This is a genomic window from Saccharopolyspora hordei, from assembly GCF_013410345.1.
In the GTDB taxonomy this organism is placed as follows: Bacteria; Actinomycetota; Actinomycetes; order Mycobacteriales; family Pseudonocardiaceae; genus Saccharopolyspora; species Saccharopolyspora hordei.
The window spans coordinates 2408763-2434836 of sequence record NZ_JACCFJ010000001.1 but is presented as its reverse complement, the minus strand read 5'-3'; the positions used below and the strand labels follow the sequence as shown (position 1 = coordinate 2434836).

Genomic DNA, 26074 nt, shown 5'->3' with positions numbered 1-26074 from the left:
CGTGGGAGCAGGGGCCTACAGCGGCAGGAAGTCGGAGTCCTCCGCCGACTGCGGGCACACGTAGACCAGACCGGTGTCGATCTCGTAGAACCAGCCGTGCAACCGCAGCTCACCCGCCTCGACGCGCTCGCGGATGAACGGGTACTCGCGCAGGGTCCGCAGCTGCACGCGGATGTGCTGCTTGCTCTCGGCGCGGACGCCCGGGTCCGTCAGGTCGGCGCCGTCGGTGCCGCCCGCGCCCAGCCAGGTGCGCAGCGCGGGCAGCTGCTCCAGCCCGCGCCCGGCCACGGTCCGCGCGGTGACCGCGCCGCAGTGCGAGTGGCCGCAGACGATGATGTCCGGCACCCGCAGCTGCAGCACCGCGTATTCGATGGTCGCCATTTCGCTGGACGCCGAGTGCGGCGCGTATTCCGGCACCACGTTCCCGGCGGTCCGCAGTTCGAACAGGGTGCCTGGTTCCGCGCCGGTGATCTGCGAGGGGACCACCCGGGAATCGGAGCAGCCGATGAACAGCGCGGCCGGTCGCTGGCCCGCGGCCAGTTGCTTCCGGCGAGCTGCGGGAACCGTGCTCGAGTGACGCCGGGCGTGTCGCACGAAATGTTCGAAGCTCATGCAGTTCTCTCCGTTTCGTCGGCATGGGAATGTCGGCGAACGGGAGCGATCAGTGCCGGACGACCTGGAGGGTGTCCGGGGAATGTCTGAGCCGAACGAAAGCGTGGTAGGCGTCGTTCCCAGGATCCGGGACGGTTCTCGGTCGTTGTTCGTTCTCGTCGGCGCCGGCCGGTTGCAGCACCCGGGGCAGCGGCGCGCCGTGGGCTTCCGCGCGGAGTCCGCAGCGCCGGCCGAGCGCGAGGCCGGGCAGCCGTTCGCGGAGCTTCGCGCCGTCCCGGTGCTCCTTGGTCTCGGACTGCTTGTTCTCCGCAGGTCCCCACCGCGACGGCGAGCAGCCGTCACCGGGCGGCGCGGCCGCCGTGCCGAGCGCGGTGAGCGCGAACGCGAAGAGCAGGAACAGGCCCGCTCTCGTGAAGCGCCACACCGTGCCGCGCACTGGGTCCTCCGTGTTTCTCGGGCAGCCGATCCCCCCACCGGCGTCATCGACGAGAGGAGGAAGAAGTAGCGGGGAGCTGGATCAAAGGTATCCGATGACAGGCACCTGTGCGCAAGCCGTCGCTGCACCGCCCGGCCGCATCCGGAACCCGTGCGGAATTGCTGATCCCGGCGCGCGACCTGCGCAATTCACCCGGTCGCCGACTGGACACCACACCCTCCGCTGCGGTGCCTCCGCAGCGTTCGCTACGGGGAGTGTCGGCGGTGTGATGAGGATTACCGGGTCGAGTGCTCAATTCTTGAGCCAGGAATGGAGGTCCCGGAAACGTCCGGGAAACGTCAGGGGAAGACGGAGCGAACTCGGCAGTGGTAGCGGTGCGAACCCCGGAAGCCCAGTGCGGCGTAGAGCCGCCGCGCACCGGGATTGTCCTCCTCGACCTGGAGGAAGAGCCGCGCCCCCAGACCGGACGCCCACCGCGCCCCCGCCCGCAGGACCGCGGTGGCGACGCCGCGCCGCCGCCAGTCGGGGTGGGTGGCCATCCCGTAGACGCCGCACCAGCCCCCGGACGCGGCGGCCAAGCCGACGCCGACGGGCTCGCCGCCGCACGTCGCGACCGCGAACCGCGCGGGCTGCGGCACCCGGTCCAGGCTCGGCTCCGGCTCGCCGCCCACCGCCGCGACCGCGGCGAGCCAGGACGAGCTCGGCCGCGGCTCGCACCGGACCTCGAACTCCCCCGGCGAGCAGGCCGCGAGCACCCGGTCGGCCTCGGCGAGGAGGATCTCGGTGGGCGCGACCACCCGTACCCCCGCTCGGCCAGCACGGCGTCCAGCTCGGCGTGCTGGTCCAGCGGGCTGACCTGGACGATCGCCGCCGCGCCGCGGTCCGCGTAGAACCGCTCCACCCGCTCCAGGCCGTCCAGGTCCCACTCCGCCGGGGGCAGTGCCGAGTTCGAGCGCTTGCGCGCGAGCAGGTCGCAGTGCCGCACGACCCAGCCGTCCACCCGCGCCACGGTCGACGCCGGCCAGGTGGCCACCGCCGCCCGTTCGACCTCCGCGCTGGTCGCGCCCACCGGCCGCACGCTCCTCCCCCGCGCGGTCATCCGGTGCTCGGCGAGGGGTGCCGCCCGGTCACTCGGTGCGGAAGGCCGGGTACGGCAGCAGGTGCAGGGCGCCCGCGCCGAAGCGGTCGACCAACGCGTCGACGACCCGGTCGGCGAACTCCGCCACGTCGTCCAGCCCGGCCCCCTGCGCGTCGGAGCGCAGGTGCCGCCAGCGGTCGACCAGGGCCGTGCTGCGGCGCGGGGACGGCATGTGCAGGTCGATGGGCCGGTCGAGCTCGCCCGTCCGCGGCAGGAACCACCACGTCGAGACCCACACCCACAGCAGCTGGGCGTTGAACAGCCGCGGCATCAGCACCGCGTCGTCGTCCAGCTCCGGCCACACCTCGGCGATCTCCGAACGCCAGGTGGACAGCATGCTCTCGGCGAGGTTGTCCGGCAGCGCGTAGGAGCACCACGACGACGGGAACGGGTACTGCAGGTACGCCGCGTCCATCGCGACGTCGCGCACGCAGCCCCACTCGAAGTCCAGGAACCGCACGCCGCTGCCGGTCACCAGGCTGTTGTCCGGGCAGATGTCCGACGGGCTGAAGGCCCGGTACCGGCTGGACCCGAGCATCTCGCTCGCCGCCCGCAGCCGCTCGACCATGCCCGCCGGGGTGTCCACGCCGAGGACCTGGGTGAGCAGCTCCGGCAGCTCGGACACCGAGCGCACGATGTCGTCGGCGACCGGGTCGACCCACGACTTGGCGCCCAGGCGCCGCATCAGCGCGTCGAAGTCCGCTTCGCAGCCCGCGGTGGTGCTGTGCAGCCGCCCGAGCGCCCGAGCCCACGCCAGCAGGGCGCGCTCGGCCACCCGGGAGTCGTCGGCGAACAGCACGTCCGCCAGCGTGGAGCCGCGGCCGAGGTCCTCCAGGACCAGCAGCCGCTCGTTCGCGTCGTGCGCGATGAGTTCCGGCCCGATCCGCACTTCGGGCGGCAGCGCCGTGGTGAGCTGGCAGCTCGCCGCCTCGTGCGCGAACGGGTCGGACCGCGCGTCCTCCGGGCACTCGCCGTAGTGCTTGACCACGACGGTCCTGGGCAGCTCGAAGGGCGACTCGGCGATCCGCACCCGCATGACTACCGAGCGGTCGCTACCGCCGAGGTCCTCGGCATCAGCAAGCCGGACCGGAGCCCCGGTCCGCTTGCTCAGCACAGCTTCCGCGGTCCCGACGGTGTCAGTCGCCTCGGTGCTGACCGGGACGCGAACCTCCGGAGGGCCGGTGGTGATCTCCACGCTCATCGTCTCCAGACACTACCCCCACAACATGAACCCGAGCGGCCATGACCGGTCAAGTGACACACAACCGGTCAGCACTCGTGATCGGAGCGTGTTCACTGGTGGGCAGCCGTCCGCCACTGCCGCGGCGACCGACCGCCCCCCTGCGCACACCGCCCCGCTGACGTGGACGGAACGCCGTGCCGCGCGCGTTGCACGGCGGCGCCGTTCCGCGCCGTCCCCCTACAGCAGTTCCCGGGCGATCACTCCGTCACCCCACTTCGCCCTCTCGCCGCGACAGCGCCGGGCACCGTCGCGGACACCACGGTCGGCGGTCAGGTCCACCGCGACCTGAGCGGTGGCCCAGGCGCACCGCCGCCACCGCGCGGCGGACCGGGCCGGACCGCGCCGACCAGCATGGCGGATCCGCGCGGAGGCCGGGAAGTCCTGCCCAGCAGCGACACGCTGCGTGATGACCTGGGGTGACGGAAGAACCGCCCGATCGGTGACGTCCCGTTCACAGCGCGCCACCGTGGTGGTGCGCCGAGCCGACCGCTCGGCACTCCGACGCGGCGGGTGCTGCACCCGGTGCGCCGTCACCACGGCCCGCACCCGGTCCGAGCGCGGCCGCTCAGCGCACCCGCGGGTGCAGCACCTCGCGCCGTCGTCAGCCCTGCTTCTCCACGACCCCGGGCGGGAACACCGACAGGCTGTGCTCGCCGACCTTGGCGGCCGGCTTGGCGTCGATGCCCGCTTCCTTGCGCTGTTCGACGGTGATCGGGGACGGCGCCCCGGTCAGCGGGTCGAACCCGCCACCGCTCTTCGGGAAGGCGATGACGTCGCGCAGCGAGTCGGCGCCGGCCAGCAGCATGCAGATGCGGTCCCAGCCGAAGGCGATGCCGCCGTGCGGCGGCGGGCCGTACTTGAACGCCTCCAGCAGGAAGCCGAACTTGTCCTGCGCCTGCTCCTCGGAGATGCCCAGGAGCTCGAACACCCGCTTCTGGACGTCGGAGCGGTGGATGCGGATGGAACCACCGCCGATCTCGTTGCCGTTGCAGACGATGTCGTAGGCCCAGGCCAGGGCGTTGGCCGGGTCATGCTCGAACTTGTCCACCCACTCGGCGTTCGGCGAGGTGAACGGGTGGTGCACCGCGGTCCAGCGGCCGCTGCCGACCGCGACGTCGTCGCTCTCGTCGACCGGCTCGAACATCGGGGCGTCGACCACCCAGACGAACGACCAGGCGTCGTGGTCGATGAGGCCGCAGCGCTCCCCGATCTCCAGCCGGGCCGCGCCGAGCAGGGCGCGGGCCGACGAGGGCTGACCGGCCGCGAAGAACACGCAGTCGCCGGGGTTGGCGCCGACGGCCTTCGCCAGGCCCTCCCGCTCGCTCTCGGAGAGGTTCTTGGCGACCGGACCGGACAGCGTGCCGTCCTCGCCGACGAGCACGTAGGCCAGGCCCTTGGCCCCGCGCTGCTTGGCCCACTCCTGCCAGGCGTCGAGCTGTCGCCGCGGCTGGCTGGCGCCGCCCGGCATGACCACCGCACCCACGTACGGGGCTTGGAAGACCCGGAACGGGGTGTCCTTGAAGTACTCGGTCATGTCGGTGAGCTCGAGGCCGAAGCGCAGGTCCGGCTTGTCGGTGCCGTACTTGGCCATCGACTCGGCGTAGGTGATGCGGGGGATCGGCCGCGGGATCTCGTGCCCGGCGAGCTCGCTCCACAGCGCGGCCAGGACCTCCTCGCCCAGCTCGATGACGTCGTCCTGCTCGACGAAGCTCATCTCGATGTCGAGCTGGGTGAACTCCGGCTGCCGGTCGGCGCGGAAGTCCTCGTCCCGGTAGCAGCGCGCGATCTGGAAGTACCGCTCGATGCCGCCGACCATGAGCAGCTGCTTGAACAGCTGCGGCGACTGCGGCAGCGCGTACCAGTTGCCGGGCTGCAGCCGGGCCGGGACCAGGAAGTCGCGCGCGCCCTCCGGCGTCGAGCGCGTCATGGTGGGCGTCTCGACCTCGACGAAGCCGCGCCGGTGCAGGACCTCCCGCGCGATGCGGTTGATCTCGCTGCGCATGCGCATGGCCTTGGCCGGCCCGGGGCGGCGCAGGTCCAGGTAGCGGTGCTTGAGCCGGACCTCCTCGCCGACCTCCAGGTGCTCGTCCAGCGGGAACGGCAGCGGCGCGGACTCGGAGAGCACCTCCAGCTCGGTGGCGGTCACCTCGATCTCGCCAGTGGGGATCTCCGGGTTCTCGTTGCCCTCCGGGCGCCGGACCACCTCACCGGTGACCTGCACGCAGAACTCGGAGCGCAGCCGGTGAGCGCGCTCGGCCATCTCACCCTCGCGGAAGACGACCTGGGCGACGCCCGAAGCGTCGCGCAGATCGATGAAGATGACCCCGCCGTGATCGCGACGGCGCGCCACCCACCCGGCGAGGGTGACGGTCTGCCCGGCATGACCGGCGCGCAGCGATCCGGTCTCGTGCGTGCGCATCACGGGTACTGAGCTCCTTCTTCCGCTGTTCGCAGCGTTTCGACGGCAGTGCTTCGGTGCCGTCCCGCTCCGCCGGACCGCGCGACATGCGGGTTCAGCAGGCAGGACGCAGGCCTTCAAGGCTAGCCAACGAGGCGCCGCGCACGCCCGGCAGGTGCCCGCGCGTCGACGGGGCCACCGCGCAGCGTCACCACCCCGCACCCGCCGCCCGGGCCGGTGGAGCCGGGGTCGACCGCGTTCGTCCGTTCGCCGCAGCGGCGCCAAATGGTCGATACCAATTCCGGCCGGACTGGGTCACAATTCACCTGATTCGGCGCACGATCGACGATCGTGCAGAGGCATTGTGGGATCCCATGAGCCGAGAGGACGTGAAAAGCACCTCGAGCGACCCCTGTTCCGACTTTAGTTGGAGCCGCCGACCGGAACTCGGTCGTTGCGGATCACAGATCCACTGATTAGCGTAAGTTCGGATTCGGCGGACACGAGGAGTAACGATGATCGGCCCCAAAACAGAGGCCCGCCCGACCGCGCAGCCGACCGTCCGGAACGCGCCACACGGGACGAACGCGCTGTCGGCCGAACTCGCCGAACTGCTGCGCACCGGGCCCTTCGAGGCCGCCCTGCGCACCGCGATCCGAGCCAGCAGGCTGAGCCTGGAGCGCATCCAGCACCGGCTGCGCGCCCGCGGCACACCGGTCAGCATCACCGCGTTGAGCTACTGGCAGTCCGGTCGCCGCCGCCCCGAGCGCCCCGACTCGCTGCTGGCGCTGGCGCAGCTGGAACAGGTCCTGGGCGTCCCGGAGGGCTCGCTGTCCGCACTGCTCGGCCCGCCCCGCCCGCGCGGCCGCACCCGGCAGGCCACGGCCGAGGCGCCCCCGCTGAGCGCGCTGTGGTCGGAGAACGAGTCGGCCGCCGAGCTGCTCACCAAGATCGACACCAGCCACGACAGCAAGCTCGCCCGGCTCAGCCACCACGACGTGGTGCACGTCGACCAGCGCGGTGAGCTGCGCAAGATCCGCACGCGCAAGCTGGTCCGGGCCGAGACCAACGGCGTGGACCGCTGGGTGATCATGTTCGACGGCGCCTCCTCCCGGGAGACCCCGCCGATCATCCGGCCCATCCGGTCCTGCCGGCTCGGCCAGGTGCTCACCGACCACGCCCGCGACCTCGTGGTCGCCGAGCTGCTGTTCGACCGCACGCTGGCCCGCGGCGAGACGATGCTGCTGGAGTACGAGATCATCGACCCGCCGACCGGCCCGAACGAGGCCGAGCACAGCTTCTGCCGGCTGTTCCGGCTCCCGGTCCGGCAGTACGTGGTGGAGCTGCAGTTCGACCCGGCTCACCCGCCGACCCACTGCGAGAGCTACGTCGGCGACTCCACCACGCAGGAGGTGGAGCCCCCGAAGCCGCTCACCGTGGACCGGTTCGGCCGCACCCACGCGGTGGCGCTGGACTTCGGGATGGGTGTGTTCGGCGTCCGGTGGCAGCCCGAGGACCAGCTGGGGTGCAGCTCCTCCTCTCGCACCACCACCCGTTGAGCTGAAATGGCGAAACGGTGAAGTACGCAGCGTAACCACATATCGAACTCATTGCGGAACGACGGCCGGTCCCGACGAGGGCCGGCCGTCGTTCACAGAACGGAAACGGGAGACCGATTTCCGAAACGTGCCAGCAATCGATTTCTTGCATTCAATCCCCGCCAGTCGAAAATGATGTGCATCCGCTAGCCTGAAGGTGTTGTCGCCAGATCCCTCGCGGGGCAGAAATCGGCACCCCTCAGAATGGTGCGACAGCGACCGGGCCAGGACCAGGACCTCCACCGCGGGAGTCTCCGATCGCGCGCGCAGCCGGCGGTCAGGGGCCGCGGACCGCGGCCGTCCACTAGTGGTCTCGGAGCACCTGGTGCCGGTACTCGCGCGGCGGGGCCCCGTAGGCGGCGCGGAACGCCCGGGTGAAGTCGCTGTGGCTGGTGAACCCCCACCTCGCGCCGATCTCACCGACGGGCACCGAGCGCAGGCCGGGATCGGCGAGGGAGCGGCGGGCGCGCTCCAGGCGCTGGTGGCGGACCCACGCCATGACCGGCATGCCGTCTTCCTGGAACAGCCGGTGCAGGTAGCTGGTCGAGATGTGGTGGGCGGCGGCGATCGCGTCCCGGGTCAGCTGCGGGTCGTGCAGGTGCCGCCGGATGAACTGCCGGATGCGCGCGGTCAGGGTCCGCCGGTGGGTCTCCGGCCGCAGGCTGCGGTCCTCGTCCTCGGTGACGTGGCAGACCAGCGCGGTGACGAGCTCGCCGAGAACGGCGCCCAGGTGCGGTTCGTCGGTGGGCCGGTACGGCGAGGTGTCGGTGGTCAGGTGCTGCAGGGTCCCCGCCAACAGGGCCGCGATCCCGCTGCGCGCCGGCACCGGCCGCCCGACCAACCGCTCGGCCCGGCCCGGCGGCAGCGTCAGCTGCTTCCGGGGGATCTCGACACCGACGCAGGACACCGGCCCCCGCGTGCTCGTGGCCCGCAGCCGGAACGGCTGGGACGAGTCGAAGACGTGCAGCTCGTCCGGGCCGTAGACCGCTTCGCGCCCGTCCCAGGTGCGCCCCATCGTGCCGTTGAGCAGCACGCAGACGTTGTAGGTCTCCGGATCGGACTCGCGGACCAGCTTCGGGGTCCGGTGGAAGACCATCGGCTGGAACGTCATCGTCCACACCCGCAGGCCCTCCAGGTGCAGATCACGCTGGTGCACCGCGAAGTCCGAGGCGTGGTCGCAGCTCGCCCGCATCGGCACCGGCGCCTGGGCCAGCAGCGCCCGCCAGCGCTCGAACCGCTGGGACGCGGGCAGCTCCTCGCTGCGGAAGACAGTGTCGATCATCCAACCTCCCCAGAACCGTCAGCGGCGTCCCCAGCAACGCCGCGCTCGTCCGCCCCTGGCAGGAGCCCGACCCGACCGGCGTGCACCCGCCTTGATCACCCCCGAACAGAGCACGCCCGCACGTCCGTGGACCTGTGGGCAAAGAACTGTGCACTCGCTGCCTAACGGCTGCGTCGTCGATCACGGAACCCTCGACCACGCACGATCCGAGGCCGACGAGGCCACCCCTGCGGTGCGGAGCAGGGACAGCACAGGAAGGAAGGCAGCACGATGCGCACGACACGACGACTGCTGGTCACTCTCGCGACGAGCGCCCTGCTCACCGGCGCGCTGGTCTCCGGCGCCCAGGCGACGCCCCCGGACAACTACGTGCCGGCGAACGCCTCTCGTCTGTCCGACGTGGAACCCCGCGACAACCCCGCGTGCCCAGCGAACGCCTTCTGCCTCTTCGAGGACGACGACTTCGGCGGCGGGATCGCGATCTTCTACGACGACGACCGCGATCTCCGCAACCGCAACTGGGAAGGCACCAACCGCCCCGTCCACAACGGCGCGAGCTCCATGATCAACAACACCGGGCGCTACGTGACGCTCCAGTCCAACGCCCAGAGCTGCGACGGTGACCGCTACACGGCCCGCCCCGAGTCCGAGGACCGCGACTTGACCGACAACGAGTTCGACAACGAGGCCAGCTGCGTCCAGATCAACTGACCGCCGGCGGCGCGGGCCGATCGCGTGCTTGAAGGCCCGCGCCGCTGCGCTAGTAGCGGGCGTTCTTCGGCAGCTCGTGGCCGAACAGGTTCAGGCCGTACTGCTCGTAGGCGGGGCCGGTGGTGTTCATCATGTGGTTGCGGGCGGCGTGGGCGTCCCGCCACATGCGCTGGAGCGGGTGGGAGAGGTGCAGCGAGGCGCCGCCGGCGTTGACGAACAGGCGGTCGGCCGCGGCCACCGCTCGGGCGCTCTGGTGCGCCTGGTTGCGGCGGACCTCGATGCGGAGGTCCTTGTCGACGACGTCGCCCGCGGCCGCCGTGTCGTAGACGCGGTCGACGTCCCAGTGGAAGTGCTGCACCGCCGACTGGATGTCGGCCGCCGACTCGGCGAGGGCGGCGAGGGTGTGCGGGTCGCGGCTGGCCTTCCCACCGATCCGGGACACCCGGTCGCGCGCGTGCTCGACGTAGGCGTCGAGGACTCCCTGGCAGAGGGCCAGGGTGGCCATCGTGATCGCCCCGGAGAAGACGATGTCGCGCGGGAGGGAGTAGAGCGGGTTGTCCAGCCCCTGGGCCCGCGCGGCGGTGCCCGCGACGATCTCCTCCTGGGCGATGACCCGGTGCTCGGGGACGAAGGCGTGCTCCACGACGAGGTCCTTCGACCCCGTCCCCCGCAGCCCCATCACCTCCCAGGACCCGTCGACGATCTCGTAGTCGCCCCTGGGCAGGCAGAAGTGGGCGGTCCCGATCTGCTCCCCGGTGTCGTCCAGGACCCGTCCGCCGATCACCACCCACTGGCAGTGGTCGGTGCCGGAGGAGAAGGACCACCGCCCGGTGAGGTCGTACCCGCCCGGCACCGGGGTGGCCCTGCCCATGGGCGCGTAGGGCGACGCCACCCAGGTGTCCGGGTCCTGTCCCCAGAGCTCCTCCTGCAGGCGCGGGTCGGCTTGGGACAGCTCGTGCGGGTGCACGCCGACCACCCCGGCGACCCACCCCGTCGAGCCGCAGCGCCGACCCAGCTCGAAGACGCTCTCGAAGAACGTCCGCGGGTGCGCCTCGCAGCCGCCGTACCGCTTGGACTGCAGCAACCGGACCACGCCCAGCTCGGTGAGCTTGGCGGCGACGTCGTCGGGGAGCCGCCCGAGCTGCTCGGCTCGCGGCGCGTTCTCCCGCCAGAAGTCGGAGTGCTGTCGGATCCGGGCGATGATGTCGGGCACGGCGTCTCCTCGCGGTGGTCGATCGGAGCGTCGACATCCGCAGCATCGGACAGGTCCACCTCGCTGGCGCGCTGGCGCCCCCGGTAGGGGGTCGAGGTGTCCAGGCGTCGCCGTCACGCCGTTCGAGGAGGGCGGGCCACCGGCTGGGCGCAGCTCCTCCGCGGCGAGGTCGTCGGCGTCCGGGGCGGCGATGACGTGGGGCTCGCCGCGGGAGGCGGCCACGCGCACGGCCGGTCCCAACCCGACCAGGCCGCCACCGCGCAGGCGGTCGCCGGAGCCGCCGAAGTCGCGGAGCGGGTGCACCTCGGTCACCGTCACCTCGGTGCTCTCGGCCCGGGGGATGGTCTCCCGGAAGACCGGCGCGACCTCCGGCCGGTGACCGTCCACAGTGATCCCGCCGCGCAGGCCACGACCCCGAGCAGTGGCAGACCCTGTCCGACGGCTACGTGTGACCGTGACGTCACGGGACGAGGCGGTGGACGGCGAGCGGTCCCGGTCCCTCGCGGGGGCACCCCAGCCCCCGGCGATCCGTGGAGTGCGGCCATGACCGGCGACGCAGACGGCTACACGTGGCTCGACGCCCCCGGCATCACCCTGCTCTGCGCGACGTTCGTCCGCGGAGTCGCACCGGAGGAGGCCCTCCGGAGGCTCGGTGCAGCGGTGCTGCGCGACGACAGGGTCACCGCGGCGGACGCCGTCGCCCGGTCATCGGACGGCTGCAGGGTCGTGCGCGCCCACGACCTGCCGGGGACTGGACCGTCGTGGTGGAGCTGGACAGCTGGGAGGGGGTCCGGCCGGGCAAGCTGGAGGCGCTGTCACGCGACGCCGAGGCAGTCGCGGTGCGCCAGGCCGAAGGCATGGACCTGTTCCAGTACGCCGCCCACGGGCGGCTGGTCACGTGGTTCGAGCCGGCGATCCCGGACAACCGGGGTGGGCTGGAGCCTGACCGGTTCCTGTCGGTGATGACCGAGGTCAGCCTGGAGCCGGGAGCAGAGCGGAACACCGGCGCCCCCGGGGCCGTGGAACTCGTGCGACGGGTCTTCGGGGTCGAGGTCGACGAGGCCACGGTCTTCGAGGTGCCGCTGACGGCAGGGATCGTCCGCGACACTGCCCAGACCGCGCCCGGTCCCCATCGGCGAGGAGGCGGTCTGCGGCACCGCGCCGCCTGCCCCTTGAGCCTCGCACCCGTCGCCAGGCGCGAGGCTCACCGCTCGGGTGGCCGGGCCGTCAGGGGCGGTTGCCGAGGTCGGCGACGGCGTCGACCTCCACGGCGAAGGACGGGTCGACGAAGGCACTGACCTGCGCGAGGGTCGCCGCGGGCCGCGGTTCCGGTACCACATCGCGGATCACCGTCCGGACGACGTCCAGGTCGGCGATGTCGCGCAGGTAGTAGGTCACCTTGACGACGTCGCCCCACCCGCACCCGTGCTCGACCAGCACGTCCTGGATCTTCGCGAGCACCAGCCGGGTCTGCTCCTCGACGTCGGACGGTGTGGACCCGTCGGGGTCGGCAGGGGTTTGGCCGGAGATGAACAGCACCGGGCCCGTCGCGATGCGGGCCGTGCTGTAGGTCGCGCCTGCACTCATGGTCCTCACCCAACCAGAACACCGATCACGACCACAGCGCATTTCCGCGCACCAGCGCAGCCGCGTTCCAGGGTGTCCTGGTGAGGCTGGGCGAGACCGACTCGGACAGCCGAGCACAACCGAGAACGCAGTCGTTCCGCTGGAACCGACGTGCGCTCGCCGCCATCGCTGTCGACGTCGGCGGTCCCGCGCCGGCTCGCAGCGCCCGCTCGTCACAGCAGCGCGAGCTGGCGCTCGCGGTCGCGGTCTGCGTCGGACTGGGGTGGTTCACGGTGCTGCGTGCGGAAGTTCTCCGGGCGTGGCGGGGGTGTCAGCCCGTGGCGGCGCTTGGCCTCGTCGACCCGGGCGATGACCTCTCGCTGGTAGGCCTTGGGGGCGTACGCGCCGTTGCGGTACAGCCGCTCGTACAGCGGCAGCAGGTCGGGGCGTTCGCGGCTGAGCCAGGCGTGGTACCACTCCCGCGCACCCGGCCGCAGGTGCAGCACCAGCGGGGTGATGCTCGCGGCGCCGGCGGCGACCAGCTCCCGCACCGTGGCGTCGATCTGCTCCGGGCTGTCGCTGAGCCCCGGCAGGACCGGCGCCATCAGCACCGAGCACCCGATCCCGGCGTCGGCGAAGCGGCGCACCACGTCCAGCCGCCGGAGCGGGGACGGCGCTCCTGGCTCGACGGCCCGCCACAGCGTCTCGTCGACCGAGCCCACCGAGGTCGCCACCGACACCGGCGCCACCTCGGCGGCCTGCACGATCAGGTCGAGGTCGCGCAGGACCAGCGTGCCCTTGGTCAGGATGGAGAACGGGTTGGCCCGGTCGCGCAGCGCCGAGATGATCTGCGGCATCAGCCGGTAGCGGCCCTCCGCGCGCTGGTAGGGGTCGGTGTTGGTCCCCATCGCGATCGGCTCGCCCTTCCAGCGCGGGCTGGCCAGCTCCTTGCGCAGCAGCGTCCCGGCGTTGACCTTGACCACGACCTTGCTGTCGAAGTCGTGCCCCGCGTCCAGGTCCAGGTACGTGTGGGTCCGACGCGCGAAGCAGTACCGGCACGCGTGCCCGCAGCCCCGGTACGGGTTGATCGTCCAGCCGAAGGGCACGGCGGCCTCGCCCGGCACCCGGTTGATGATCGACTTCGCATGGACCTCGATCGCGAAGGCGTCCTCGGTGCCCGCCTCGATGGGCACCGGGTCCGGCAGGCGCAGTCCTGCGCGCGGCCGCTGCTCCGCCGAGCCGGGGGCGCCTTCGGGCAGCCCCAAGGGCAGCTCGGGAGCGGCCGCGCTCCCCTTCGGCGGCGTCACCCGCTGGCGTTCCCACCGCATGGCTCGAAGCTCCGTTCCTGGCTCGTCGGCGTCAGTGTCCGGCGTGCGACCGTGCAGCGCAGCGCCGGACCGCGACGCCGTCGGGTTCCGGCAGTCCCGGCGTGTCTCCACCAAGTCGAACTCACATTCGAGATCGTGTCGAGTCGTGTTCCGCCACATCAGCCGATCGTGGTGACGGCCGGAGCGAGGCCGGGAGTGGCTGAGATCGCCGCCGGTGCCCCTCTGGCACGGGTGCCGGGCGCGCGGTCCCCATAATTGCCCGGTGACCGAGCGCTCTCCTGCCGCTGAGCCACCCACGCCCGGTGGTGAGCACCGCGCCCGCCCCCGCCGCCCGCGCGGCTCGGGGCGGCGGCCCGCCAGCACCCCGCCCACCCACGGGCACGGGCACGGGCACGGCCACGGGCCGGTCGAACCGGCCTCCACGCAGGTCAAGCGCGTGCTGGCCATCGCCCTCGTGCCGTTCGCGCTGGCGGCGATCGTCGGGGTGCTGCTGCTCCACCCCTTCGGGCACGAACCGCGCACCGGCGCCGACCTGGGGTTCGGGCAGCAGCCGGTGAACGGTGAGGTCCTCTCCGCCGTCCGGGGCCCGTGCACCGCGGACGCGCCGGAGCAGGACGAGTGCGCGGTCCTCGACGTGCGGATGCAGGACGGGCCCCGCCCCGGGCAGACCATCCAGCAGGTCGTGCCCACCGACCCGGGCTCCCCGCGGTTCGCGGTCGGCGACCAGGTCGTGCTCAGCTACTCCGGCGCAGATCCCCGGGAGCCGAGCTCCTACCAGGTCGTCGACTTCCAGCGCGGCACTCCGCTGCTGGTGCTGGCCCTGGTGTTCGCCGGGGCGGTGCTCGTGCTCGGAAGGTGGCAGGGCCTCGCCGCGCTCGGCGCGCTCGGGTTGAGCTTCGCGGTGCTGATCGGCTTCGTGCTGCCGGCCGTGCTCGCCGGCGAGGACCCACTGCTGGTGGCGATCGTCGGGGCCGGGGTGATCATGTTCATCGCGCTGTACCTGACGCACGGCTTCTCCGCGCGGACCTCCACGGCCGTGCTGGGCACGATGCTGAGCCTGGCGCTCATCGGGGTGCTCAGCGCGGTGTTCGCGGCGGCCACCCGGCTCACCGGGCTGGACGAGGACACCTCCAGCCTGATGGGCCTGCTCGGCACCCCGATCGACGCGCGCGGGCTGCTGCTGGCCGGGGTCGTGATCGGCGCGCTGGGCGTGCTCGACGACGTCACCGTCACCCAGACCAGCGCGGTGTGGGAGCTGCGCAAGGCCAACCCGTCGCTGACCTGGCGGCAGCTGTACTCCTCCGGCCTGCAGATCGGCCGCGACCACGTGGCCTCCGCGGTGAACACGCTGGTGCTGGCCTACGCCGGGACGGCCCTGCCGATGCTGATGGCCTACGCGCTGTCCGGGCGCAGCTTCGACGAGATCGTCACCTCCCAGGCCGTCGCGCAGGAGGTGGTGCGGACGCTGGTCGGCAGCATCGGCCTGGTGGCCGCGGTGCCGATCACCACCGCGATCGCCGCCGCGGTGGCCGTCCGGGAACCCGCGGGGAGCGCGCAGGCGTCGGTGGCCGACCGGGTCGGGCGGGCCGCCGCCACCGGCGCCGAGACCCCCACGCTGCGCAGGCGCCCACCCGGCCGTCCGGCGAACCCACGGCGCGCAGGAGGCCGGGCCCCGGGAGAACGGCGTTAGCGGCCCAGTTCTGCGACGAAGCGGGAGACCGCGTCCGGGTTGAGGCGCTGGGCCACGCGGCCCTGCGGGGCCGTGGAGGCCAGCACGTAGAGCGGGCGCTGCGGGGCCGCGTCGCCACGGGCCTCCGACCGCAGCTGCTCGACGATGAGCTGCGACAGCACCAGCGCCCGCGTGTCGGGGTTGCCGGCGAGCGTGTCCGCCAACCGCCGCAGCGCGTAGACGCCCAGCTCACGCCCGCCGGTACCGGCGTACATGGCCAGCGACACGCTGATCGCCTTGCCCTTGGGAGGCCCGCCCACCAGCAGGTTCACCGTGCGCGCCCCGCGCAGGTCGGTGACGAACAGCTCCAGCCGGTCCGCCTCCTTCAGCGACACCACCCGGGTGCCCAGCGCGCGGGCGAGCACCTGGCCGTCGCGCAGCGACAGGGTCTTGCGCGACTCCACCAGGGCCAGCAGCAGGAACGGCACGCCCACGATCGCCGCCGCGATCACGAACCCCGGGACGCCCGCGAACAGGCCCACGACGCCGCCGAACGCGGCCGCCACGAGGACGGCCGCGATCATGATGCCGCGCGCCCGGGCCTTGACCGTCTTGCGGTCCAGCAGGTCGAGCGAGATCTCCTCGGTTCCGCTCATCTGGCCTCCGCCACGGCCGCGCGCACCTCGTCGACCAGGTCTTCCAGGGAGACCGGCCGCTGCTCCCCGGTGGCCAGCTCCTTGAGCTGCGCGGTCCCCGCTTCCAGGTCCCGCTCGCCGAGCACCAGCGCGAACCGCGCACCGGAGCGGTCCGCGGCCTTCATCGCGCCCTTGAGACCCTTGCCGCCGTAGGCGACGTCGACGCGGACACCGGCCGCCCGGAGACCGCCCGCGGCCGCGACCAGCCGGCGCTTGGCCGTCTCCCCCATCGGCACGCAGTACACGTCGCAGCGGGCCGCGTCGCCGACCGCGAGGCCCTCGGCCTGGCAGGCCAGCAGGGTGCGGTCCACGCCGAGGCCGAACCCGACCCCGGACAGCTCCTGGCCGCCGAGCTCGGCCATCAGGCCGTCGTAGCGGCCACCGCCGCCGATGCCGGACTGCGCGCCGAGCCCGTCGTGCACGAACTCGAAGGTCGTCTTCGTGTAGTAGTCCAGGCCGCGCACCAAGCGCGGGTTCTCCACGAACTGCACGCCCAGGTCGACCAGGTGCTGCTTGACCTGCTCGTAGTGCTCCTTCGCCTCGGCCGAGAGGTGGTCGACCATCAGCGGCGCGTCGGCGACCATCTCCCGCACCTCGGGCCGCTTGTCGTCGAGCACCCGCAGCGGGTTGAGCTCGGCGCGGCGGCGGGTCTCCTCGTCCAGCGGCAGGCCGCGCAGGAACTCCTGCAGCTTGGCCCGGTAGGCGGGGCGGCAGGTGCTGTCGCCGAGCGAGGTGATCTCGATGCGGTGCCCGGTCAGGCCCAGCCGGCGGTAGCCCTCGTCGGCGATCGCGATGACCTCGGCGTCCAGCGCCGGGTCGTCGACGCCGATCGCCTCCACGCCGAGCTGCTGCAGCTGCCGGTAGCGCCCGGCCTGCGGCCGCTCGTAGCGGAAGAACGCACCGCTGTAGTAGAGCTTCACCGGCAGCTGGCCGCGGTCGAGGCCGTGCTCGATGACCGACCTGGTCACGCCCGCGGTGCCCTCCGGGCGCAGCGTCACCGACCGGCCGCCGCGGTCGGCGAAGGTGTACATCTCCTTGGTCACCACGTCGGTGGACTCGCCGACGCCGCGGGCGAACAGGGAGGTGTCCTCGAACAGCGGCAGCTCGATGTAGCCGTACCCGGCCCGGCGGGCCGCGTCGGCCAGGGTGTCGCGGACCGCCAGGAAGCCGGCCGATTCCGGCGGGTAGTACTCCGGGATGCCCTTGGGGGCGGTGAACGTGCTCATGTGTGGGGGTTCTCTGTCCTCGTCAGGAGAGGGCGTCGGAGGCGGGCAGGCCCTGCAGGAACGGGTTGCCCGCGCGTTCGCGCCCGATGGTGGTGGTCGGTCCGTGGCCCGGCAGCACGACGACGTCGTCGTCCAGCGGCAGCACCTTGGTGCTCAGCGACTCGAGCATCCGGCCGTGGTCGCCGCCGGGCAGGTCGGTGCGCCCGATGGCGCCCGCGAAGAGGGTGTCGCCGGACAGCAGCAGCCGTCCCCCCTCCTCGGCCTCGACGCCGAACAGCACCGACCCGCCGGTATGGCCCGGCGTGTGGGTGACCTCGAACCGCATGCCTGCCAGGTCCAGCACCTCGCCGTCGGCGATCTCGCGCACCTCGGCGGGCGCCGGGAACACCACGCCGTCGCCGAACAGCTCCCGCCCGGCCGGGCCGAGCCCGGCAGCGGGGTCGGTGAGCATGTACCGGTCGGCCGGGTGGACGTGGGCCGGGACGCCGTGCTCGGCGCAGACGTCACCGGCGCAGAAGACGTGGTCGAAGTGCCCGTGGGTGAGCAGCACCGCGGCCGGGGTCAGCCGGTGCTCGCGCAGCTGGGCGCGCAGCGGCTCCACGGCGTCCTGGCCGGGGTCCACCACGACGCAGGGTTCGCCCTCCCCGCGCGCGAGCACGTAGCAGTTCGCCTGCAGCGGCCCTACCGGAAATCCGAGGACGAGCACGAGGAGCGACCTTTCTTCACGGCGGCACCCGGTGGCCGGGTCGACTGACCCCAGGTTATCGTCCCGCCCGCGCAGCTCCTGCGTGGCGTGCGGGCTCTCAGGAAGCACCGCCGGGGCACCCCATAAACTCGCCGAACAACATCAGGTTCTCGGAAACCGGGGAGGGAGCAGGTGCCCAGCAACGAGCAACGGCGCCAGGCGGCCAAGCGGAAGCTCGAACGGCAACTGGAGCGCCGGGAAGCGCAGGCCAAGCGACGCCGGACGATCACCATCGGCGCGACGATCGTGGTGGTCATCGCAGTCGTGGCGGGCGTCTTCTACTTCACCCGCACCGGCGAGGACACCGCCCAGTCGGAGACGCCGCAGGCGCAGCCGGACATCCAGATCCCCACGGAGCTCGCGCCGCCGCCGAAGCGGCCGACGCCGCTGCCGGACCCGGTCTCCTGCGAGTACCGCCCCGACGGCAAGCAGCCCAGCAAGCCGGTGCAGCCGCCGGCCAACGGCGAGGTGTCGTCCCAGGGCACCGTGCAGGCGACCCTGAAGACCAACCAGGGCGACATCCCGCTGACCCTCGACCGGTCGCTGGCCCCGTGCACCGTGAACAGCTTCGTCACCCTCGCCGAGCAGGGCTTCTACGACGGGACGTCCTGCCACCGGATCGGCACCTCCGGCCTGCAGATGCTGCAGTGCGGCGACCCGTCCGGCTCGGGCAGCGGCGGCCCGGGCTACGCCTTCGACGACGAGACCTTCCCCGAGCTGCAGTACGGGCGCGGGTACCTGGCGATGGCCAACGCCGGCCCGAACACCAACGGCAGCCAGTTCTTCATGGTCTTCGGCGAGGCGCCGCTGTCGCCGGACTACACCGTGTTCGGCACGATCTCCGAGGAGGGCCTGCAGGTCATCGACGACGTCGCCCGCGCCGGTGACGACGGCTCGTACGAGCCGTCCCCGGGCGGTGGCAAGCCGAACAAGCCGGTCATCTTCGAGAAGGTCGAAGTCCAGGCCTGACCCGGTCCCGAGCGCAGGGGCGCCGTCACCCGGCGGCGCCCCTTTCGCGTGTCCCGGGACGCCGTTTCAATGAGGTTTTTTCATCGTGTTTGGTGTTCGAGGGTGAGGATGGCTTGGGCGAGGGTGGTGACGTGGTGGGGGCTGCAGCGGACGCGGTCGAGGACGTGCCAGTTCTTGAGGGTGGCGAAGCCGCGTTCGCCGTGGCAGCGGATGCGGGCGTGGGCGGTGTTGGCGTCGGTGTAGGGCGTGGTCAGGGGCCCGTGCCAGCTCTTGTAGGGGGTGATCACGCCGGGCGCGAGTTTGTGGTAGCCGCGGTCGGCCAGCAGCCAGATCCCGGCTTTCTCGGCCAGCTCGGGGATGCGGTGGGCGCGGGCGGCGCTGGTGTCGTTGACCGCCCCGGCGGGCAGGCCCGGTGAGATCCAGATCAACCTGCCGTAGGGGTCGGTGAGTCCTTGCAGGTTGATGGCGTGATGGCGGTGTTTGCCGGAGTAGAACGGGCGGTTGGCCGCCACACGGTTGATGCGGATCTCGGTGCCGTCGAGGATGGCGAAGTTGTTGTGCGTCCAGGCCAGCCGCCACAACGCCGCCTGCAGCGAGGGGGCACGCCCGGCCAGCAGCCGGGTGGTTTCGTGGATGTAGCGGTAGACGGTGGCCACCCCGATGCCGAACCCGGCGGCCAGCCGCGCGTAGGTGTCGCCATGCCGCAGAAACGCCAGCACCAGTCGTGCCTGCTCATGGGCAGCCAGCTTGCGCCACCGCGACCCCACAGCCCTGCGGTGCGCCCGCAGCAGGTCGGCGACATACCGCAGCGTGGTAGTGGACAGATCGATCGTCGACGGATACAACAACACCCGAAGCTCCTGGCGCGCTGGTTTGATCTTGGTCGACAACCCAGCTACCAGGAGCTTCACCACTTTCCCCGCACCGACACGCCACACCCACCCAACCAGACACCAAGTTGAAAAAACCTCATTGGAACCGCGTCCCCCTGGTCACGGAGCTGAGTCCAGGCGGGGCTGAGGTTCCGCCAACTGCAACGCCACGCGGGCCGAGACCCGCGGTGGTCACGTGGCGGAGGTGACGCGGTAGACGTCGTAGACGCCCTCGATGTTGCGGACCGCCTTGAGGACGTGGCCCAGGTGCTTCGGGTCGCCCATCTCGAACGAGAAGCGGCTGACCGCCACCCGGTCCTTCGAGGTCGTCACCGAGGCCGACAGGATGTTGACCCGCTCGTCGGCCAGCACCTTGGTGACGTCGGACAGCAGGCGGTGCCGGTCCAGGGCCTCCACCTGGATGGCCACCAGGAACACCGACGACGCCGACGGCGCCCAGTAGACGTCGACCAGCCGCTCCGGCGTCCGGCGCAGGTCGTCGGCGTTGGTGCAGTCCGTGCGGTGCACGCTGACCCACCCGCCGCGGGTCACGAAGCCCAGGATCTCGTCGCCCGGCACCGGCGTGCAGCAGCGGGCCAGCTTCGCCCACACGTCCCCGGCGCCCTTGACGACCACGCCCGAGTCGCCGCTGCTGCGGCGCCGGCCGCGCAGCGTCGACGGCGTCGACCGCTCCGCGATCTCGTCCGCGGCCTGCTCCGGTCCACCGATGAACTGCACCAGCCGCTGCACCAGGTGCTGCGCGGACAGCTGCTTCTCCCCCACCGCCGCGTACAGCGCGGTGACGTCGACGTAGTGCAGCTCGCGGGCGACCGCGCCGAGGGTCTCCGCCGACACCAGGCGCTGCACCGGCAGGCCCAGGCGGCGGATCTCCTTGGCGATCAGCTCCTTGCCGGACTCGATCGCCTCCTCGCGGCGCTCCTTGGCGAACCACTGCTTGATTTTGGCCTTGGCCCGCGGCGAGGCGACGAACGACAGCCAGTCCCGGCTCGGGCCCGACCCCTCCGCCTTGGAGGTGAAGATCTCGACGACCTCGCCGTTCTCCAGCTTGCGCTCGAGGGCGACCAGCCGGCCGTTGACGCGGGCGCCGATGCAGCGGTGGCCGACCTCGGTGTGCACCGCGTAGGCGAAGTCCACCGGCGTGGACCCCGACGGCAGCGTGATCACGTCGCCCTTCGGGGTGAAGACGAAGATCTCCCGGGTCGCCAGGTCGTAGCGCAGCGACTCCAGGAACTCGCCCGGGTCGGCGGCCTCGCGCTGCCAGTCCAGCAGCTGCCGCATCCAGGCCATCTCGTCGACCTCGACGGCGGCCTGCCCGCCCCGGCCGTTGCGGCCCTTGGTCTCCTTGTACCGCCAGTGCGCCGCGATGCCGTACTCGGCGGTGCGGTGCATCTCGTGGGTGCGGATCTGCACCTCCAGCGGCTTGCCCTCGGGGCCGATGACCGTGGTGTGCAGCGACTGGTACACGCCGAACCGCGGCTGGGCGATGTAGTCCTTGAAGCGGCCCGGCATCGGCTGCCACAGCGCGTGCACGACGCCCATCGCCGCGTAGCAGTCGCGCACCTCGTCGACCAGGATCCGCACGCCCACCAGGTCGTGGATGTCGTCGAAGTCGCGCCCCCGCACGATCATCTTCTGGTGGATCGAGTAGTAGTGCTTGGGACGGCCCTCGACCTTCGCGGCCAGCCGGGCGGCGTCGAGCTGCCGGGACAGCTCGTCGATGACGGTGCGCAGGTAGGTGTCGCGCGACGGCGCCCGGTTGGCGACCAGGCGCACGATCTCGTCGTACTTCTTCGGCTGCAGGATGGCGAAGGCCAGGTCCTCCAGCTCCCACTTGATCGTGGCCATGCCCAGCCGGTGCGCCAGCGGCGCCAGCACCTCGAGGGTCTCGCGCGCCTTGCGGGCCTGCTTCTCCGGCGGCAGGAAGCGCATGGTGCGCATGTTGTGCAGCCGGTCGGCCAGCTTGATCACCAGCACCCGCGGGTCGCGGGCCATGGCGATGATCATCTTGCGGATGGTCTCGGCCTCGGCAGCCGCACCCAGCTTGACCTTGTCCAGCTTGGTGACGCCGTCGACCAGGTGCGCGACCTCGTCACCGAACTCGTCGGCCAGCTTCTCCAGCGAGTAGTCGGTGTCCTCGACGGTGTCGTGCAGCAGGCCCGCCACCAGCGTGGTGGTGTCCATGCCCAGCTCGGCGAGGATGGTGGCGACCGCCAGCGGGTGGGTGATGTAGGGGTCGCCGGACTTGCGCTTCTGCGTCCGGTGCTTGGCCTCGGCGACGTCGTAGGCCCGCTGCAGCAGCTGCAGGTCCGCTTGCGGGTGCAGCTCGCGGTGCACCGCGGCCAGCGGTTCCAGGACCTGCTTGACCTGGGCGGCCCGCTGCGCCGTGATCTTCCTGGCCAGCCTGGCGCGAACGCGACGGGTCGCCGACGCCGGTCGCGGCTCGGCAACCGGGTCGGCTGCCGACGCAGGAGAATCGACGTGGTGGCTCACCGCACGCTCCCGGGATAGGTGTTGCGTTCCCAGGTCCGGGGACCCGGACACTGAGAATAACGCCATCAGGGCTACAGCCCTTCCCTGGTGCGGGCGTGATACGGCCAGCGGTCACCTGGTGCAGCCGATCGACGACGCGACTTCACCCCGGCTGATCACCGTGTCGGGTGGGACATCGCGATTTCCGGCGGTATCGGCGTGTCTGCTTCCCCCGGAGTCACGAGAGCCCCACCCGCCCCGGGGGCCCGGTTCACGCTCGGAGGAGCGCGCGGACTTCCTCGCCCAAGACCTTGTCCCGGCCACCCAGCGCGGTGAGTTCCAGCACGACCGCCGCGGCCGCGACCTCCGCACCGGCCTGCCGCACCAGCCGGCAGGCGGCGCCCAGGGTGCCGCCGGTGGCGAGCACGTCGTCGACGATGAGCACGCGCTGCCCCGCCCGCAGCGTGTCCGCGGGCAGCTCCAGCGTCGCCCGGCCGTACTCCAGCGCGTAGTCCACGCGGTCGGCGACCACCGGCAGCTTGCCGGGCTTGCGGAGCGCGACCACGCCGGTGCCGTGGGCCTGCGCGACCGCGGCGCCCACCAGGAACCCGCGCGCCTCGACCCCGGCGACCACGTCGAACTCGCAGTCCCGGCCCAGTGCCGAGACCACGGCGCGCAGCCCCGCGCCGTCGGCGAGCACCGGGCTGATGTCGCGGAACAGCACGCCCGGCTCCGGGAAGTCCGGCACCTCGCGGACGAGCTGGGCCGCACGCCGCAGGTCCGGGTCGGAGACGTCGCTGACCTGGATCGTCGTCTGCTCCGTCATCGACGCCGCTTCCCGGACGGGCGACCGGCCTTGCCCGACGGGCGGCTCGGCCGCCGCGCCGAGCCCGCACCGGCGGTGACCGCCTGCTTCGTCGGCGCCTCCTCCGGGACGTCCTCGCCCGCGGCCTTGGCCTGGGCGCGCTCGCGGCGCTGCTGCACCTTGGCGGCGTGCTCGCGGTACTTCGGCTCGCGCATCTTGAGGTCCACCAGCAGCGGCGTGGCCAGCAGCACCGACGAGACGACGCCGGCGAGCATGCCGATCGCCTGCACCAGCGCCAGGTCGCGCAGCATGCCGACGCCGAGCAGCCCGGCGCCGACCACGAGCAGCCCGGCCACCGGCAGCAGCGCGATGACCGAGGTGTTGATGGAGCGCATCAGCGTCTGGTTGACCGCCAGGTTCGCCGCCTCCGGGTAGGTGCGGCGGGTCAGCCCGAGCAGGCCGCGGGTGTTCTCCTTGACCTTGTCGAAGACCACCACGGTGTCGTAGAGCGAGAAGCCGAGGATGGTCAGCAGGCCGATCACGGTGCTGGGCGTGACCTCGAAGCCGATCAGCGAGTACAGGCCCGCGGTGACCACGACGTCGTGCAGCAGCGCGATGAGCGCCGCCACCGCCATCCACTTCTCGAAGTAGAACGCCAGGAAGACGGTGACCAGCACCAGGAACACGCCGAGCGCGATCAGCGCCTGCTGGGTGATCTCACCGCCCCAGGTGCCGCTGACCGCGCTGTCGCTGATCACCTGCTGGTTCGGCTGGCCCTGGGCGTCCAGCGGCTGCAGCTGGGTGAACAGCTCCTGCTTGACCGCGGCCACCTGGTCCGGGGTCAGCGTCTCGGTGCGGATCTGGATGGACTGGCTGTCGCCTGACCCGACGACCTGCACCGTCTCGGCCGGGTGCCCGACCGCCTCCCGGAACGCCTCCTGGACCTCGTCGGTCTCGATCGGGCCCTGCGCGCCGACCGCAGGCATCTGCAGCTTGGTGCCGCCCTCGAAGTCGATGCCGAGGTTGAAGCCCTTGAAGCCGATCGAGCCGAGGCACACCAGCACCAGCAGCCCCAGCGCGACGTACCACCGGGCGCGCTTGCCGACGATGTCGAACGCCCCGGTCCCGACGTAGAGGCGGTGGAAGACGCTCTCGTGGCGGGCGCCTTCGGTACCTGGAGTCGTCACCTTCACGCCTCCTTGGCGGTGGTCACGGCGGCCTTGCGGGCGGCCCGGTTCTGGTTACCGAGGCGTTGCACCGCACCGAGGCCGGAGACCGACGGCTTGGACAGGAACTTGTTCTTCGACGCCAGCGCGACCAGCGGGTGGGTGACGAGGAAGACCACCACCAGGTCCAGCACCGTCGACATGCCCAGGGTGAACGCGAAGCCCTTCACCTGGCCGACGGCCAGCACGTAGAGCACCGCGGCGGCCAGGAAGCTGACGGTGTCGGCGGACAGGATCGTGCGCCGCGCCCGCGTCCAGGCGCGCGGCACGGCCGACCGGAACGTGCGGCCCTCGCGGATCTCGTCCTTGAGGCGTTCGAAGAACACGATGAACGAGTCGGCGGTGATGCCGATGGCGATGATGAAACCGGCGACGCCGGCCAGGTCGAGGGTGAACCCGATCCAGCGGCCGAGCAACACCAGCACGCCGTAGACCACGACGCCGGACAGCGCCAGCGACAGGATCGTCAGGATGCCCAGCAGCCGGTAGTAGAGCAGGCAGTACACCGCCACCAGCAGCAGGCCGATGCCACCGGCGAGCAGGCCCGCCTCCAGGGAGGCCACGCCGAGCGTCGCGGAGACCGTCTCGGCCTCGGACTGGTCGAAGGCCAGCGGCAGCGAGCCGTACTTGAGGATGTCGGCCAGGTCGGTGGCCGACTGCTGGTTGAACTGGCCGGTGATCTGCGCGTTGCCGCCGAGCAGCGCCCGCTGGATGGTCGGCGCCGAGACGACCTCGCTGTCCAGCACGAACGCGGCCTGCTGGCCGACGTTGGCGGAGGTGAAGTCGGCCCAGACCTTGGCGCCCTCGCTCTTGAAATCCAGCGACACCTTCCAGCCCGGGTCCTGCGGGCTCGGCGGCACCGCCTGGGCGTTGGAGATCTCGCGGCCCTCCAGGAACACCGGCTCCAGGACGTACTTGTACTGGCCCTCGCGGTCGCAGGCGACCAGCGGCAGCTTCGGGTCGTCGTTGCCGCGCAGCGGGTCGTCGGCCGCGCAGTCCAGCGCTTGCAGCGCCTGCATCTGCACGGCCGGGTCGGTGCTCTGCCGGGTGCGCTTGGCTTCCTCGATCTCGCGCTCCTGGTCGCCGGGCTGCTGGGTCGCGGCCTGCGGCGCGGTGCCCGCCGGCGGTGCCTGCGCCGGCACCATGTTGACCACCTTGCGGAAGTTCAGCTCCGCGGTCTGCCCCAGCTGCTTGGCCTCCTCGCTGCCCTCACCGGGCACCGTGATGACCAGGTTGTTGCCGTCCCGGGTGACCTCGGAGCCGCTGACCCCCATGCCGTTGACGCGGGTCTCGATGATCTGCCGCGCCTGGTTGAGCGACTCGGTGGTGGGCGGCTGGCCGTCCAGGGTGCGCGCGGTCAGCGTCACGCGGGTGCCGCCCTGGAGGTCGATCCCGAGCTTGGGGTACGGCTTGCCGTCGCCGGTGAAGAACACCAGCGCGTACAGAGCAGCCACGATCAACGCGAAGATCGCGAGGTAACGCCCTGGGCGGATCTGCCCGGCCGGAGGTGCCACGGCGTTCGTTCTCCTGTCCGGTGTCGAAGCGGTGCACTGGTCGTGTTGCGCAGTCACGCACCCACGGACCCTCAGCCGCTCTCTCGCGGCGGGACGCGGTCGTCCTCCGAGAGAACGTCTGAGAACCCGCGGGCGGTTCAGGTGCCCACCGCAGCCGGCGGAACACCACGGTTCAGTTTGACAGGCCCGACTGGGGTGACCCCGCCCTGGGTGGCCACGGTGCGTGGATCAGCGACTACGCACGGACGCGGGCCCGGAACCGCCGTCCGGTGCCCGCGTCGCTGCCGGGTGGGCGACGGCCCGCCGCACGGGGTCCGGAACCGACCCCGGCGCGGGCG

General features: G+C 71.9%; 22 protein-coding genes and 1 pseudogene. 5 read left to right on the top strand and 18 right to left on the bottom strand.

Going from position 1 to position 26074, the window contains the following annotated elements; translation table 11 throughout:
* Positions 1 to 15 precede the first annotated feature (15 nt).
* The 6 genes and pseudogenes from HNR68_RS11385 to aspS form a co-directional block, all read right to left on the bottom strand.
* Positions 16 to 612 carry a carbonic anhydrase gene (locus HNR68_RS11385; RefSeq protein ID WP_179720276.1) on the bottom strand — a complete coding sequence of 199 codons (597 nt, stop codon included), beginning with the start codon at positions 610 to 612 and terminating at the stop codon, positions 16 to 18.
* Between the two features lie 49 nt (positions 613 to 661).
* The gene (locus HNR68_RS11380) at positions 662 to 1048 is read right to left on the bottom strand and encodes a hypothetical protein (protein WP_179720275.1); all 387 of its coding nucleotides are present in this window, start codon (positions 1046 to 1048) and stop codon (positions 662 to 664) included.
* 338 nt (positions 1049 to 1386) lie between these two features.
* On the bottom strand, positions 1387 to 1845 hold the full coding sequence (locus HNR68_RS27410; RefSeq protein WP_343050069.1) for a GNAT family N-acetyltransferase: 459 nt from the start codon (positions 1843 to 1845) through the stop codon (positions 1387 to 1389).
* A 116-nt stretch (positions 1846 to 1961) separates the two neighbouring features.
* Positions 1962 to 2147, bottom strand: a pseudogene (locus HNR68_RS27590) (hypothetical protein); the annotation flags it as partial.
* A gap of 28 nt (positions 2148 to 2175) precedes the next feature.
* Positions 2176 to 3381 (bottom strand): hypothetical protein, encoded by a 1206-nt coding sequence (locus tag HNR68_RS11370; RefSeq protein ID WP_425502917.1) that lies wholly within the window; start codon positions 3379 to 3381, stop codon positions 2176 to 2178.
* Positions 3382 to 4030: 649 nt separating this feature from the next.
* A complete protein-coding gene (gene aspS, locus HNR68_RS11365) occupies positions 4031 to 5851 on the bottom strand; it encodes an aspartate--tRNA ligase (protein WP_179720271.1) in 1821 nt (606 codons plus the stop codon).
* A gap of 491 nt (positions 5852 to 6342) precedes the next feature.
* Here aspS and HNR68_RS11360 point away from each other — a divergent pair, with 491 nt between their 5' ends.
* The gene (locus HNR68_RS11360; RefSeq protein ID WP_179720269.1) at positions 6343 to 7386 is read left to right on the top strand and encodes a hypothetical protein; all 1044 of its coding nucleotides are present in this window, start codon (positions 6343 to 6345) and stop codon (positions 7384 to 7386) included.
* A 343-nt stretch (positions 7387 to 7729) separates the two neighbouring features.
* Here the strand turns inward: HNR68_RS11360 and HNR68_RS11355 are convergent, their stop codons facing one another.
* On the bottom strand, positions 7730 to 8707 hold the full coding sequence (locus HNR68_RS11355; protein WP_246330431.1) for an AraC-like ligand-binding domain-containing protein: 978 nt from the start codon (positions 8705 to 8707) through the stop codon (positions 7730 to 7732).
* A 270-nt stretch (positions 8708 to 8977) separates the two neighbouring features.
* Here HNR68_RS11355 and HNR68_RS11350 point away from each other — a divergent pair, with 270 nt between their 5' ends.
* On the top strand, positions 8978 to 9418 hold the full coding sequence (locus HNR68_RS11350; protein ID WP_179720267.1) for a peptidase inhibitor family I36 protein: 441 nt from the start codon (positions 8978 to 8980) through the stop codon (positions 9416 to 9418).
* 49 nt (positions 9419 to 9467) lie between these two features.
* Here the strand turns inward: HNR68_RS11350 and HNR68_RS27405 are convergent, their stop codons facing one another.
* Positions 9468 to 10631 carry an acyl-CoA dehydrogenase family protein gene (locus HNR68_RS27405; RefSeq protein WP_179720265.1) on the bottom strand — a complete coding sequence of 388 codons (1164 nt, stop codon included), beginning with the start codon at positions 10629 to 10631 and terminating at the stop codon, positions 9468 to 9470.
* A 530-nt stretch (positions 10632 to 11161) separates the two neighbouring features.
* Between HNR68_RS27405 and HNR68_RS27585 the strand changes: the two genes are divergently transcribed.
* Positions 11162 to 11929 (top strand): DUF6461 domain-containing protein, encoded by a 768-nt coding sequence (locus tag HNR68_RS27585; protein WP_425502868.1) that lies wholly within the window; start codon positions 11162 to 11164, stop codon positions 11927 to 11929.
* On the opposite strand, the gene HNR68_RS11335 is transcribed toward HNR68_RS27585, so the two are convergent.
* Together HNR68_RS11335 and HNR68_RS11330 are read right to left on the bottom strand one after the other, a co-directional pair.
* A complete protein-coding gene (locus HNR68_RS11335; protein ID WP_179720261.1) occupies positions 11859 to 12218 on the bottom strand; it encodes a RidA family protein in 360 nt (119 codons plus the stop codon). The two genes, HNR68_RS27585 and HNR68_RS11335, sit on opposite strands and share 71 nt — an antisense overlap.
* A 212-nt stretch (positions 12219 to 12430) precedes the next feature.
* Complete coding sequence (locus HNR68_RS11330) at positions 12431 to 13525, bottom strand: Rv2578c family radical SAM protein (protein ID WP_179720259.1); 1095 nt, start codon at positions 13523 to 13525, stop codon at positions 12431 to 12433.
* A gap of 262 nt (positions 13526 to 13787) precedes the next feature.
* Between HNR68_RS11330 and HNR68_RS11325 the strand changes: the two genes are divergently transcribed.
* The gene (locus HNR68_RS11325) at positions 13788 to 15215 is read left to right on the top strand and encodes a YibE/F family protein (RefSeq protein WP_179720257.1); all 1428 of its coding nucleotides are present in this window, start codon (positions 13788 to 13790) and stop codon (positions 15213 to 15215) included.
* Here the strand turns inward: HNR68_RS11325 and HNR68_RS11320 are convergent.
* The 3 genes from HNR68_RS11320 to HNR68_RS11310 are packed head-to-tail and all read right to left on the bottom strand — an operon-like array spanning position 15212 to position 17821.
* Positions 15212 to 15850, bottom strand: a complete 639-nt coding sequence (locus tag HNR68_RS11320) for a hypothetical protein (protein ID WP_179720255.1) — start codon at positions 15848 to 15850, stop codon at positions 15212 to 15214. The genes HNR68_RS11325 and HNR68_RS11320 overlap by 4 nt on opposite strands.
* A complete protein-coding gene (gene hisS / locus HNR68_RS11315) occupies positions 15847 to 17115 on the bottom strand; it encodes a histidine--tRNA ligase (RefSeq protein ID WP_179720253.1) in 1269 nt (422 codons plus the stop codon). The genes HNR68_RS11320 and hisS overlap by 4 nt, the downstream gene beginning before the upstream one ends.
* Before the next feature lie 22 nt (positions 17116 to 17137).
* Positions 17138 to 17821 carry an MBL fold metallo-hydrolase gene (locus tag HNR68_RS11310; protein ID WP_179720251.1) on the bottom strand — a complete coding sequence of 228 codons (684 nt, stop codon included), beginning with the start codon at positions 17819 to 17821 and terminating at the stop codon, positions 17138 to 17140.
* Positions 17822 to 17992: 171 nt separating this feature from the next.
* Here HNR68_RS11310 and HNR68_RS11305 point away from each other — a divergent pair, with 171 nt between their 5' ends.
* Positions 17993 to 18829, top strand: coding sequence for a peptidylprolyl isomerase (locus HNR68_RS11305; protein WP_343050067.1), 837 nt, complete (start codon positions 17993 to 17995; stop codon positions 18827 to 18829).
* Positions 18830 to 18909: 80 nt separating this feature from the next.
* Here HNR68_RS11305 and HNR68_RS11300 read toward each other — a convergent pair whose 3' ends face one another.
* The 5 genes from HNR68_RS11300 to secD all read right to left on the bottom strand — a co-directional run bounded on the left by HNR68_RS11300 (position 18910) and on the right by secD (position 25736).
* A complete protein-coding gene (locus tag HNR68_RS11300; RefSeq protein ID WP_179724909.1) occupies positions 18910 to 19680 on the bottom strand; it encodes a transposase family protein in 771 nt (256 codons plus the stop codon).
* 213 nt (positions 19681 to 19893) lie between these two features.
* Positions 19894 to 22212 (bottom strand): RelA/SpoT family protein, encoded by a 2319-nt coding sequence (locus tag HNR68_RS11295; RefSeq protein ID WP_179720249.1) that lies wholly within the window; start codon positions 22210 to 22212, stop codon positions 19894 to 19896.
* Positions 22213 to 22462: 250 nt separating this feature from the next.
* On the bottom strand, positions 22463 to 23017 hold the full coding sequence (locus tag HNR68_RS11290) for an adenine phosphoribosyltransferase (protein WP_179720247.1): 555 nt from the start codon (positions 23015 to 23017) through the stop codon (positions 22463 to 22465).
* Positions 23014 to 24189: a protein translocase subunit SecF gene (secF, locus tag HNR68_RS11285; RefSeq protein ID WP_179720245.1), complete on the bottom strand. Its 1176-nt coding sequence runs from the start codon at positions 24187 to 24189 to the stop codon at positions 23014 to 23016. The genes HNR68_RS11290 and secF overlap by 4 nt, the downstream gene beginning before the upstream one ends.
* A complete protein-coding gene (secD, locus tag HNR68_RS11280; RefSeq protein WP_179720243.1) occupies positions 24186 to 25736 on the bottom strand; it encodes a protein translocase subunit SecD in 1551 nt (516 codons plus the stop codon). Before secD ends, secF begins: the two co-directional genes overlap by 4 nt.
* Positions 25737 to 26074 lie beyond the last annotated feature (338 nt).